The organism is Pseudomonas sp. MDT2-39-1, assembly GCF_054898085.1.
In genome coordinates this window covers 390,213-402,845 of the sequence record NZ_CM142716.1, presented here as the reverse complement: position 1 = coordinate 402,845, position 12,633 = coordinate 390,213, and the positions used below count along the sequence as shown (strand labels likewise).

General features: G+C 59.8%; 12 protein-coding genes. 10 read left to right on the top strand and 2 right to left on the bottom strand.

Translation table 11 applies throughout. The annotated features are described in order from the left end of the window. The first annotated feature begins 185 nt into the window (after positions 1-185). The 9 genes from ACYZTM_RS02065 (at position 186) to ACYZTM_RS02025 (ending at position 8,307) form a co-directional block, all read left to right on the top strand. On the top strand, positions 186-1,034 hold the full coding sequence (locus tag ACYZTM_RS02065) for a transporter substrate-binding domain-containing protein (protein WP_131061554.1): 849 nt from the start codon (positions 186-188) through the stop codon (positions 1,032-1,034). A gap of 52 nt (positions 1,035-1,086) precedes the next feature. Continuing rightward, positions 1,087-1,749 (top strand): amino acid ABC transporter permease, encoded by a 663-nt coding sequence (locus tag ACYZTM_RS02060; protein WP_131061555.1) that lies wholly within the window; start codon positions 1,087-1,089, stop codon positions 1,747-1,749. 9 nt (positions 1,750-1,758) lie between these two features. Next, positions 1,759-2,421, top strand: a complete 663-nt coding sequence (locus tag ACYZTM_RS02055; protein WP_461986721.1) for an amino acid ABC transporter permease — start codon at positions 1,759-1,761, stop codon at positions 2,419-2,421. Further along, positions 2,418-3,209 (top strand): amino acid ABC transporter ATP-binding protein, encoded by a 792-nt coding sequence (locus ACYZTM_RS02050; RefSeq protein WP_131061557.1) that lies wholly within the window; start codon positions 2,418-2,420, stop codon positions 3,207-3,209. Before ACYZTM_RS02055 ends, ACYZTM_RS02050 begins: the two co-directional genes overlap by 4 nt. Before the next feature lie 41 nt (positions 3,210-3,250). Then, the gene (locus ACYZTM_RS02045) at positions 3,251-3,640 is read left to right on the top strand and encodes a RidA family protein (protein WP_008033044.1); all 390 of its coding nucleotides are present in this window, start codon (positions 3,251-3,253) and stop codon (positions 3,638-3,640) included. Positions 3,641-3,786: 146 nt separating this feature from the next. Continuing rightward, entirely contained in the window at positions 3,787-4,551 is a 765-nt protein-coding gene (locus tag ACYZTM_RS02040; RefSeq protein ID WP_131058732.1) for an IclR family transcriptional regulator, read from the top strand. 39 nt (positions 4,552-4,590) lie between these two features. After that, positions 4,591-5,808 carry an amino acid deaminase gene (locus ACYZTM_RS02035; RefSeq protein ID WP_131058731.1) on the top strand — a complete coding sequence of 406 codons (1,218 nt, stop codon included), beginning with the start codon at positions 4,591-4,593 and terminating at the stop codon, positions 5,806-5,808. Positions 5,809-5,991: 183 nt separating this feature from the next. After that, on the top strand, positions 5,992-7,305 hold the full coding sequence (locus ACYZTM_RS02030) for an IS4 family transposase (protein WP_131063535.1): 1,314 nt from the start codon (positions 5,992-5,994) through the stop codon (positions 7,303-7,305). Positions 7,306-7,371: 66 nt separating this feature from the next. Beyond that, positions 7,372-8,307, top strand: a complete 936-nt coding sequence (locus tag ACYZTM_RS02025) for a sugar kinase (protein WP_461986717.1) — start codon at positions 7,372-7,374, stop codon at positions 8,305-8,307. A gap of 142 nt (positions 8,308-8,449) precedes the next feature. Here the strand turns inward: ACYZTM_RS02025 and ACYZTM_RS02020 are convergent, their stop codons facing one another. Both ACYZTM_RS02020 and ACYZTM_RS02015 read right to left on the bottom strand, forming a co-directional pair. Continuing rightward, a complete protein-coding gene (locus ACYZTM_RS02020) occupies positions 8,450-8,725 on the bottom strand; it encodes a peptidylprolyl isomerase (RefSeq protein ID WP_007898282.1) in 276 nt (91 codons plus the stop codon). Positions 8,726-8,791: 66 nt separating this feature from the next. After that, on the bottom strand, positions 8,792-11,329 hold the full coding sequence (locus tag ACYZTM_RS02015) for a hybrid sensor histidine kinase/response regulator (RefSeq protein WP_461986715.1): 2,538 nt from the start codon (positions 11,327-11,329) through the stop codon (positions 8,792-8,794). Positions 11,330-11,449: 120 nt separating this feature from the next. Here ACYZTM_RS02015 and ACYZTM_RS02010 point away from each other — a divergent pair, with 120 nt between their 5' ends. Next, positions 11,450-12,559 (top strand): PilT/PilU family type 4a pilus ATPase, encoded by a 1,110-nt coding sequence (locus ACYZTM_RS02010; RefSeq protein WP_131058743.1) that lies wholly within the window; start codon positions 11,450-11,452, stop codon positions 12,557-12,559. Positions 12,560-12,633: the final 74 nt, after the last annotated feature.

Genomic DNA, 12,633 nt, shown 5'->3' with positions numbered 1-12,633 from the left:
CGCTTTCCCACATACCGCACAAAGCACCCGCTCAACTGGAACATTGGCTATCCAGTTGAATTCGTTGGTTTTCCCACACCCCTAGGATTTAGCGCCGAGTCTGTGGCACACTTTCTGCTGTCTATTCCGTTGTTACATACCTACGTCCGGTATAGCGGAATAAACATCACCCTGGAGTGCTTGCCATGCATCGCCGACCTTCCTTATTTAAAGCGTGTATTTTTCTTGTCGCAGCGTCTGCTGCTGCCATGGGGGTGGCCCAGGCGGCGGACGGCAAGCTCGATAGCGTGCTGGCCCGCGGGAAACTGATTGTGGGCACGGGCAGTACCAATGCGCCGTGGCACTTCCAGGGAGCGGATGGCAAGTTGCAGGGGTTTGATATCGATATCGGGCGCATGATCGCCAAGGGATTGTTCAACGACCCGACCAAGGTCGAGTACGTGGTGCAGTCGTCCGATGCGCGGATTCCCAACCTGCTGACGGACAAGGTCGACATCAGTTGCCAGTTCATCACCGTGACCGCCAGCCGTGCCCAGCAGGTGGCGTTCACCCTGCCGTACTACCGCGAAGGCGTCGGCCTGTTGTTGCCGGCCAGCAGCAAATACAAGGAAATCGAAGACCTAAAGGCTGCCAACGACAGCGTGACCGTGGCGGTGCTGCAGAACGTGTACGCCGAAGAGCTGGTGCATCAAGCCTTGCCCAAAGCCAAGGTCGATCAGTACGACAGCGTTGATTTGATGTATCAGGCCGTCAACTCCGGCCGTGCCGACGCCGCCGCCACCGATCAGTCATCGGTGAAATACCTGATGGTGCAGAACCCTGGCCGCTATCGCAGCCCGGCTTACGCCTGGAGCCCACAGACCTACGCTTGCGCGGTCAAACGCGGCGATCAGGACTGGCTGAACTTCGTCAACACTACCCTGCATGAAGCCATGACCGGCGTTGAGTTCCCGACTTACGCGGCGTCCTTCAAGCAATGGTTCGGCGTTGATCTGCCGACTCCAGCCATCGGTTTCCCCGTCGAATTCAAATGATCCCGTGAGAGCGGGGCGCCCATAACGCGCCCCGTTCAAGGTACTGCTGACCATGAACTATCAGTTGAACTTTGCCGCCGTGTGGCGCGATTTCGACACTTTGCTGGCGGGGCTCGGTCTGGGCCTTGAGCTGTCGCTGGTGTCGATCGCCATCGGTTGCGTGATCGGCCTGATGATGGCGTTTGCTTTGCTGTCAAAGCACCGCGCATTGCGGGTGCTGGCGTCGGTGTATGTGACGGTGATCCGCAATACGCCGATTCTGGTGTTGATTCTGTTGATCTACTTCGCCTTGCCGAGCCTGGGGATCCGTCTGGACAAGATCCCGTCGTTCATCATCACCTTGTCGCTGTATGCCGGGGCGTACCTGACCGAAGTGTTCCGCGGCGGTTTGTTGAGCATTCCCAAGGGGCAGCGTGAAGCCGGCCTGGCCATCGGGCTCGGCGAGTGGCAGGTCAAGGCCTACGTCACCGTGCCGGTGATGTTGCGTAACGTGTTGCCGGCCCTGTCGAACAACTTCATTTCGCTGTTCAAGGACACCTCGCTGGCCGCCGCGATTGCGGTGCCGGAGCTGACCTACTACGCGCGCAAGATCAATGTCGAGAGCTACCGGGTGATTGAAACCTGGCTGGTGACCACAGCGCTCTATGTTGCGGCCTGTTACCTCATTGCCATGATGCTGCGTTACCTCGAGCAGCGTCTGGCGATCCGCCGATAGGAGGCCCACATGTACGAATCCCCTAGTTGGTTGCATGAATTGTGGGTCGCGCGGGAAGTGTTGTGGCAAGGCTTCCTGACCAGTGTGCAGGTCTCGGCGCTGGCGATTTTGCTGGGCACGATGGTCGGCATTGTCGCCGGTCTGGTGCTGACCTACGGCAATGTCTGGATGCGCGCACCGTTTCGGTTTTACGTTGACCTGATTCGCGGCACGCCAGTGTTTGTCTTGGTGCTGGCCTGCTTTTACATGGCGCCCGCAGTGGGCTGGCAGATCAGTGCGTTCCAGGCCGGCGCCTTGGGGCTGACGCTGTTTTGCGGCTCCCACGTGGCGGAGATTGTGCGCGGCGCGTTGCAAGCGTTGCCCAGCGGCCAGATGGAAGCGAGCAAGGCCATCGGCCTGACGTTTTATCAATCCCTTGGTTACGTGTTGTTGCCTCAGGCGTTGCGGCAGATCCTGCCGACCTGGGTCAACTCGTCCACCGAGATCGTCAAGGCCTCGACTTTGTTGTCGGTCATTGGTGTGGCGGAATTGTTGCTCAGCACGCAGCAGATCATCGCCCGCACCTTTATGACGCTGGAGTTTTACCTGTTCGCCGGATTTCTGTTTTTCGTCATCAACTACGCCATCGAATTACTCGGCCGGCACATTGAAAAGCGGGTGGCCTTGCCATGACTCAACCTCAAGTTTCGACACAGAACCAGGCCCTGCTGGACATTCGCGGCCTGCACAAACAGTACGGCAAGCTCGAAGTGCTCAAGGGCGTCGACCTGACCATGCAGCGCGGCAACGTGGTCACGCTGATCGGCTCCAGCGGTTCGGGCAAGACCACGCTGCTGCGTTGCGTGAACATGCTCGAAGAATTCCAGGGCGGCCAGATCGTGCTCGATGGCGAGTCCATCGGTTATGACGAGGTCAACGGCAAGCGCGTGCGCCACGCGGAAAAAGTCATCGCTCGGCATCGGGCGATGACCGGCATGGCGTTCCAGCAGTTCAACCTGTTCCCGCACCTGAGCGCGTTGCAGAACGTCACCCTTGGCTTGCTCAAGGTCAAAAAGCTGCACAAGGACGAAGCCGTGGCACTGGCGGAAAAATGGCTGGAGCGGGTCGGCTTGCTGGATCGGCGTGATCACTACCCCGGTCAGTTGTCCGGCGGTCAGCAACAGCGCGTGGCGATTGCCCGGGCGATTGCGATGAACCCGAGCCTGATGCTGTTTGACGAAGTGACCTCGGCCCTCGACCCGGAACTGGTCGGCGAAGTGCTGAACGTGATCAAGGGCCTGGCCGATGAAGGCATGACCATGTTGCTGGTCACCCACGAGATGCGTTTTGCCTTCGAGGTATCGGACAAGATCGTATTCATGAATCAGGGGCGCATCGAAGAGCAGGGGCCACCCAAGGAACTGTTCGAACGCCCGCAATCACCGCGTCTGGCTGAATTTCTCAAGAACACGCGGTTCTGATTTTTTAAAAAGCATTCCACTTGCAATCAGGAGAAACACGCATGAGCATTACTCGTTACGGCACCGGCAGCAGCGCCGCTGGCGGTACGCCTCGTCCTTTCGCCCGCGCCGTTGAAGCCGATGGCTGGCTGCACGTGTCTGGCCAGGTGCCGGCGCTGGATGGCGAGATCATTGTTGGCGGCATTGTCGAGCAGACTCACCAGACTATGAAGAACCTGATCGCGATTCTCGAAGAGGCCGGTTATGGCCTGGAAGATGTGGTGCGTGCGGGCGTGTGGTTGGAGGATCCGCGGGACTTCACGAGTTTCAACAAGGTCTTCTCCGAATACTTCAAACCTGAACACGCTCCGGCACGGGCCTGTGTGCAGGCGAACATGATGGTCGACTGCAAGGTCGAGATTGACTGCATTGCGTACAAGAAAAAGGCCTGAGATTTGCGGTGACTTCATCGCGAGCAGGCTCACTCCTACATTTGGAATGCATTCCTCTGTGGGAGCGAGCCTGCTCGCGATGGCGGCCTAACGGTCAACACAGCACTCTAGGTAAACTCCCGGCACTTTGTATGGGAACTACAGACATGACCGAAGACACTATCAAGCGCCGGGCTCGCGGTCTGGACCGGGCGTTCGATATCCTCGATTTCCTCAAGGAAGTCGGCAAACCGCTGCGCCCGAATGAAATCGCCAGCGGCATCGACAGCCCGAAATCCACGATCTACGAACTGGTCGCTTCCCTGCTGGAACGACGCATTCTCGAACCGGTGGGCAAGGACGGTCACGTCTACCTCGGCCGTCAGTTGTACTTTCTCGGGCAGGCGCACCTGCGCCATTTCGACCTGACCCGCGAGGCTGACCACGCCCTGCAGGAAATCGTCAGCCAGACCCAAGAAACCGCACAGATGTGCCTGCTCAACGGGCGCAAATACACCGTGGCATTGATGAGAGAGGGCGAGCGGCATTTCCGCATTTCCTCGGACATCGGCGAGAACGCGCCAATCCCCTGGACCGCGTCCGGGCGCCTGTTGCTGACGCATTTGAGCGACCAGCAAATCGTCGACCTGATCGACCACGACGACTTCATCCTGCCCGACGGCGAGCGCCTGCCGCTGGAGCAATTTCTCAAGGAAATCCGTCAGGCCGATATCGATGGCTTTTTCTCCTTCGATAGCGTTGCCGACACCTTCACCCATTGCTTCGCCGCCCCGGTCAAAGACCCTAGCGGTGTGGCGATTGCGACCCTGTGCATCGTCGCCCCACGGGACGACGCCAAGAACAATTACAACGACTATCGCCGGGTGCTGATCGACAGCGCCAACAGCCTGGCCCGGCGTATCAACGAATAACAGCGGCTGGCTGCAGCCGCGAATGTGAGGAGTTCGACCATGTCTTCTGCCCAACATACTGCCGCCGTGGAAAAGGGCTTTGCCCAGACCGGCGCCAACCTGGTACGCGACGTCAGCCTGCCTGCGCTGGTGCTGCACCGCGAAGCGCTGGAGCACAACATTCGCTGGATGCAGACGTTTGTCAGCAACAGCGGCGCCGAACTCGCGCCCCACGGCAAAACCAGCATGACGCCTGCGCTGTTCCGCCGCCAACTGGACGCCGGCGCCTGGGGCATCACCCTGGCCAGCGCCACACAAACCCGCGCGGCTTACGCCCATGGCGTGCGTCGGGTGTTGATGGCCAACCAATTGGTCGGTACGCCGAACATGGCCCTGATCGCCGACCTGCTGGCGGACCCGACCTTCGATTTCCATTGCATGGTCGATCACCCGGACAACGTCGCTGACCTGGGGGCGTATTTCGCCTCGCGTGGTGTGCGTCTGAACGTGATGATCGAGTACGGCGTGGTCGGCGGCCGTTGTGGTTGCCGCAGTGAAGAAGAAGTGGTCGCGCTGGCCAAAGCCATCAACGCCCAACCGGCGCTGGCGCTGACCGGCATCGAAGGCTATGAAGGCGTGATCCACGGGGATCATGCGGTCACCGGCATTCGTGAATTCGCCGCGTCCCTGGTGCGTCTGGCCGTGCAGTTGCAGGACAGTGGCGCCTTTGCGATCCCCAAGCCGATCATCACCGCCTCGGGTTCGGCCTGGTATGACTTGATCGCTGAGTCCTTCGAAGCGCAGAACGCCGGCGGACGTTTCCTCAGCGTGTTGCGCCCCGGCAGCTACGTGGCTCACGACCATGGTATCTACAAAGAAGCGCAATGCTGCGTGCTCGACCGTCGCAGTGACCTGCACGAGGGCCTGCGCCCGGCGCTGGAAGTCTGGGCGCATGTGCAGTCGTTGCCGGAGCCGGGTTTCGCGGTGATCGCCCTGGGTAAACGCGACGTGGCCTACGACGCGGGTTTACCGGTGCCGCTGCTGCGTTACAAGGCCGGCGTGGTGCCTGCAACCGGCGACGATGTCAGCGCCTGCAAGGTGACGGCCGTCATGGACCAGCACGCGTTCATGACGGTGGCACCGGGGGTTAAGTTGCGCGTGGGCGACATCATTTCGTTCGGCACTTCGCACCCGTGCCTGACGTTCGACAAGTGGCGCACGGGGTGTCTGGTGGATGAGCAGTTGAACGTCATCGAAACCATGGAAACCTGTTTCTAAGGCTCGAGACCGAGGCGCGGCCTTCGCGGGCAAGCCTCGCTCCAAGTGCTGCGGTCGCCGCCGATTTCGCGTCCAACGCGAATCCTGTAGGAGCGAGGCATGCCCTAATGCCAGTCAGTTAAGAAATTGACTTGCCCGCCCAGCAGTAATAGAAACGGGCTTATGTTTTTATGAGCCCGCTTCATGTCCCTACAAAACGCCCTTCAAGAAGTTACCAAACTCAATCCGATCTCTTTCGAACGCTTTGCGCAACTGATCGATCCCCTGTGGATCGAGCAAGCGCTGGCCTCGACCGGAACGGTTTCTCTGCGCCGTAGACGCCTGCCGGCCGAGCGTATTGTCTGGTTGGTGGTGGGGTTGGCCTTGTTCAAGAACGAGCCGATTTGGCTCATCGTGCAGCAGCTGGGACTGGCTTTGGGCGAAGCAAAGGTGCCTGTGCCCAGCGCAGCAGTCCAGGCCCGGCAACGGCTGGGAGCAGAGCCCCTTGCCGCACTGTTTAAGCAATTGGCAGAGTCATGGGGCGGTGCTGAGCAGCCAGCTTCGGCTGGCTTTTTAGGGTTACGCAGCTTTGCGGTAGACGGCGTGGTTTGGTCCACCCCTGACACACCAGAAAACCGCCAAGCCTTTGGTGGCGGGCGGACTCACTCGGGAGACGGAGCCTGGCCACAAGTGCGCGGTGTTTGCCTGATGGATACCTATAGTCACTTGATTCGGGCTGCCTGTTTTGGCGAGTTTGCTGTCGGCGAACTTCGCTATGCCAAAGGTCTGGAGAAAGCGGTAAGCGATCATTCGGTGACGATTTTTGACCGCGCCTATTACTCGGCGGCCCTCTTGCTCGACTGGCAGCACAGTGGAACCGAACGGCACTGGCTCATGCGGGCACGCAAACCGCTCAAGTACGAGGTGATCGAAGAGTTGGGCGCCGGTGATTGGCTTGTGCGACTGACGGTTTCCAGAGATGCGCTCAAGCAACGTCCAGACCTTCCTAGCCATTGGCAGGCAAGACTGATTGAGTACTCGATAGACGACAAACCCCGCCGCTATCTCACCTCGTTGATCGATGCCGAACGTTACCCTGCCAATCAGGTGGCGGGGCACTACAACGAACGCTGGGAAATCGAGTTGGGTTACCGCGAGATCAAGCAAAACCTGCTCAAAGGAGAGCAATTACGCAGTAAACAACCTGATCTGGTGCGTCAAGAACTGTGGGGAACTCTGCTGGCCTACAACCTGATCCGTCAGGAAATGCGCTTGATGGCTGAAGAAATAAAGGTGGTACCGCAACGCTTGAGTTTTCTCTGGTTGTCTCAAGCGGTCAGCAATGCGCTGCGCTTCTGTCCGCTGGAAACGCCAGGCACGATCCCTAAACGACTGGCAGAACTGAGAATCCAGGCTCAGCACTTCATACTGCCAGCCAGACGAGAGCGAAGTTACCCAAGAGTGGTCAAGCCTAGACCAGTCAAATACCCCAAAAAGAGGGCTGGAGGGCTTAACTGACTGGCATTAAGGCATGCCCGCGAAGACATCCTCCCAGACAACCGCAATACCAGAGACCCCACAACAATGAACACCATCAACACCCTCGGCCCCAATATTCCGCGCATCGCCCTGATCGGCGAGTGCATGATTGAGTTGCAACAACGCGCCGACGGCACTCTGCAACAAAGCTTCGGCGGCGATACCCTCAACACCGCGGTCTACCTGTCCCGGGAACTGGGCACGGGCGTCGTCGTCGATTACGTCACGGCGCTGGGCGACGACAGTTTCAGCGATGCCATGTGCCAGACCTGGGCCAACGAAAACATCGGGCTGGGCATGGTCCAGCGCTTGCCCGGCCGACTGCCCGGTTTGTACTGCATCCAGACTGATGCTGCCGGCGAGCGACGTTTCCTGTATTGGCGCAACGAAGCGGCCGTCCGCGACTGCTTCACCACCCCGGCCGCCGCGCCGATACTGGCCGCGCTGCCGGATTACGACGTGCTGTATTTCAGCGGCATCACCCTGGCGGTGCTCGGCGTACAGGGTCGGGAGAAGTTGCTGGAAACCCTGATCGAAGCCCGGCAGCGGGATGCGCGGATCGTGTTCGACAACAACTACCGGCCACGTTTGTGGGCATCAGTCGAAGAGGCGCGGGCGGCTTATCGCAGTGTCCTGCCCTATGTCGATCTGGCGTTGCTGACCGTCGATGACGAGCAAGCGCTGTTTCATTTTTCCGATTGCGAGGCAGTGTTTGCCGCTTACGAGCAGATTGGCACCCCTGAAGTGGTGCTCAAGCGCGGAGCCGAGGCGTGCTTGATTCGCTGTGATGGCGAGTCGTTCGAGGTGCCGGCACAGAAGGTCGAGCGGGTGGTGGACACGACGGCGGCGGGGGATTCGTTCAGTGCGGCGTATCTGGCCAGTCGGCTGAAAGGCGGGAGTGCGGTTGAGGCGGCTGAAGCGGGGCATCGGTTGGCGAGTCGGGTGATTCAGGTGCTGGGTGCGCTGATCCCCAAAACTTGAAATGCAACCCTGTGGCGAGGGGATTTATCCCCGTTGGACTGCGCAGCAGTCCCATCTTTTGGGGCCGCTGCGCGACCCAACGGGGATAAATCCCCTCGCCACAAATAAATCCTTCACCTCTCGGGCCTTTAAGCCAACCCGATCAATCCCGGTAAAACACCTGCACCAGGTGATACCCAAACTTGCTCTTGATCGGCCCATGCACCACCCGCAGCGGTTTTTTGAAGATCACCGCGTCGATGACCCCGACCATTTGCCCAGGCCGCACTTCACCCAGGTCGCCGCCGCGCTTGCCGGACGGGCAGGTGGAGTACTTCTTGGCCAGCACATCAAAGGCTTCGCCCTTGGCGATGCGTTGTTTGAGCTGCTCGGCTTCTTCCGAGGTTTTCACCAGAATATGGCGGGCTTGAGCTTTCATTGGCAGTACCTTGCAACGGTGGTGGCTATGTTGATGCCAGCGTGAGGCGCGCGATTATGCCTCAACTCACTCCGGTTGGCCGATCATCGTGCGAATCTTGTTGGCCAGCAGGTCGATGGAAAAGGGTTTGGCGACCATGTCCATGCCTTCCTCCAGAAAGCCTTGGCGTTCGGCGGCTTTCTCCGCGTAACCGGTCATGAACAACACCTTGAGCTCAGGGCGGTGCTGACGAGCGATTTCCGCCAGTTGTCGTCCGTTCATCCCCGGCAGACCCACGTCAGTCACCAGCAGATCGACCCGCAAGTCGGACTCCAGCAAGGGCAGGGCGGCCTTTGCATCTTCGGCTTCGTGGGCGTGATAACCCAGCTCATTGAGCAGGTCGAGCACCAGCATGCGTACCGCCGGGTCGTCTTCCACCAGCACCACGGTCTCACCGGCAATTGCCGCCGGTGCCTCCCCCGTCAACGGCAGCAGCACGTTTTCCGGTTCCGTTGCGTACAACCGTGGCAAGTACAAGCGAACGCTGGTGCCCTTGTCCGGCAAACTGAACAGGCTGACGTGCCCGCCCGATTGCTGGGCGAACCCATAAATCATCGACAATCCCAGCCCGGTGCCCTGGCCAATGGGTTTGGTGGTGAAGAACGGGTCAAAAGCCTTAGCCAGCACCGACGGCGTCATGCCGCTGCCGTTATCGCTGACGGCAATCATCACGTAATCCCCGGCCTTGACCGGTTCCAGCGTCGTGATGTCGCTGCCGTCCAGGTAGACGTTGGCGGTTTCGACCAGCAACTCGCCGCCATCGGGCATGGCGTCCCGGGCGTTGATCACCAGATTGAGCAAGGCGTTTTCCAGTTGGCTGACGTCGGTACTCACCCGCCAGACCTCGTCGGCCAGTAACAGTTTGAGCTCGATATGATCGCCCTTGGTGCGGCTGAACAAATCTTCAAGGGAGTGCACCAGGTCATTGGCGTTCAGCGGCTTGCGATCCAGCGACTGACGCCGGGAGAACGCCAGCAGGCGATGGGTCAGGGCGGCGGCGCGATTGGCCGAGGACACCGCGGCTTCGGTGAAGCGACCAATCTCGGCGGCGCGCCCGTCGGCGATATAGCGCTGCATCAGGTCGAGGCTGCCAATAATTCCGGTCAGCATATTGTTGAAATCGTGGGCGATGCCACCGGTGAGCTGCCCGACCGCTTCCATCTTCTGCGCATGGCGCAAGGCGTCTTCCGCGCGCTCCCGCTCGAACATCTCGTTTTGCAGCCGTTGGTTGGCTTCGGCTAGCTGCTGGGTGCGGGCGGCGACCCGTTCCTCAAGGGTTTCGTTGAGATTGCGCAGGGCTTCTTCGGTCTGTTTGCGCTCGGTTTCGTCGATTACGAAGATGTAGAAACCATTCACCGCGCCGTCCGGACCATGCCGTGGCAGGTAATTCATCAGCGCATGCCGAGTGCTGCCATCACGATGGGGAGCATCAATGCTGAAACAACAGGCCTTGCCGGTCAGCGCCTCGGCGATGGGCTCGGCGCGCAGGGCATAAGCGTCCGCGCCCAACACTTCTAGAATGGTTCGCCCGTACAGCTCCTGTGGCGTCAGGCCGTACCAGTCCAGGTACGCGGCGTTGTTGAGGCGAAAACGCTCTTCGCGGTCGACGTAACTGATCAGGATCGGCATGGCGTTGATGATCAGTTGCAGCTCGGTCTGACTCTGGCGCAAGGCCTGCTCGGTGTGCCTGCGCTCGGTGAGGTCCAGTGCGGCGCCGAGGAAACGGATCGGCCGGCCATGGTGGTCCTTGTAGCAACGGCCCCGGGCAAATAGCCAGCGCAGTTGGCCGTCGGGCTGCAGCAACCGATATTCCTCGACGTACTCGGTGCCGTGAGTGATGCAGTGTTTGATGCTGCGGGCGATCATCGCCCGGTCTTCCGGGTGCACGCCCTGGAGGTAATCGCTGATCGGTAACTGGCTGGCCATGGCTGGATCGATGCCGTGCATTTGCGCGAAATGCGCGTCGGCGATGAAGCGGTCTTCGCCGATGTCCCAATCCCAGGTGCCGACGGCGTCGGTGGCCGCCAGTGCCAGTTGCAGGCGCTGTTCGGTTTCGTGCTGAGCCTTGAGGCTGGCGGCCGAACGCTGTTCGAGTTCCAGCGCGATGCGCCGGCGTTCATTGGTTTCGATGGCGGTGACCAGAATGCCGGCGACCAGAGCATTTTCATCGCGGATCGGGCTGTAGGTCAGGTCCAGCCAGAAGTCGGAATCACCCTCGTCGCGCTGCAAGGTAAAGCGTTGTTCGCTGTAGGTTCGCACCTGTCCTTGTAGGACGGCGCTGTAAATGGGGTCGGTAAAGTCCTGGAGTTCTGGCCAGATCTGGTGCGTCGGTTGTCCGAAAGCGTGTGGATGCTTGCTGCCGGCGAGCAGGGCAAAGCCGTCGTTGTAGATCTGCGTGAGCTGCGGACCCCACAGCAACAGCATCGGCATCGGCGAATGAATCACGATGTCCACGGCGGTCCGCAGGCTCTGTGGCCAGGTACCGGCAGCGCCCAGCGGGTTGCGTGTCCAGTCCAGTCTGGCAATCAAGGCCTGGGCATCGCTGCCCGTCGGTGATGCGTTCATCAAGTTGTCCTGCGCTTAAGTCGGTGTGGCGGCGTCTACTATCCTTGCAGGGCGGTAGACGCTGGATGACCCGGCATGGGTCATTTTTTTTCATTGAATGCTTCGCGGGTGCTTTTTGCCATGGAAATCGATGCACTGTTGCAGATACTGGCTAACCAGAATGGATCCGATCTCTATCTCTCTACCGGCGCGCCACCCAGTGCGCGGTTCGACGGCGTGCTCAAACCGCTGAGCGATCAGCCGTTCAAACCCGGAGAAGTCGCGGCCATTGCCGGGTCCATCATGGACGCCGAACAACGTCTGGAGTTCGATCGCGAACTGGAGATGAACCTGGCGATCTCCTTGGCGGGTGTCGGGCGCTTTCGGGTCAACATCTTCAAGCAACGCAACGACGTGTCAATCGTGGCACGCAACATCAAGCTCGACATCCCGCGTTTCGAGGACCTCAAGCTACCGGCGGTGCTGCTCGAAACCGTGATGCTCAAACAAGGGCTGATGCTGTTCGTCGGCGCCACCGATTCCGGCAAGTCGACCTCCCTCGCGGCGCTGATCGATTACCGCAATCGCCACAGCACCGGCCACATCGTCACCATCGAAGACCCCATCGAGTACATTCATCGGCACAAGCAATCGATCATCAACCAGCGCGAGGTCGGCGTCGATACCCGCAGTTTTCATGCCGCGTTGAAAAATACCCTGCGCCAGGCACCGGACGTGGTGCTGATCGGTGAGATCCGCGATCGCGAAACCATGGAGCACGCGCTGGCGTTTGCCGACACAGGCCATTTGGTGATCTCTACGTTGCACGCGCACAACGCCAATCAGGCGCTGGATCGCATCATCAATTTCTTCCCGGAAGAGCGGCGGACGCAGTTGCTGCATGACCTGGGCAACGATCTCAAGGCATTCGTGTCGCAACGGTTGGTGCGTACCGTCGATGGGCAGCGCCGGGCGGCGGTGGAGGTGATGCTGGGAACACCGACCATCAGCGACCTGATCCGGCGCAATGAGTTTGCCGAACTGAAGGGGATCATGGAGAAATCGCTGGAATCGGGGATGCAAACGTTTGACGGTGCGTTGTACGCATTGGTTGTCGAAGGGGCGATCACTGAGGAAGAGGCGTTGAAGCATGCGGATTCGGTGAACAATTTGCGTTTGCGGCTGAAGTTGCACAACGATGCGGTACCGCCCACTCAACCTCCCACTGGAGAATGGGGCTTGATGGACTGACACCGCGCCGGCCCACTGTGGGAGCGAGCTTGCTCGCGATAGCGGTGTTTCAGTCAACATCAATATTGGCTGAC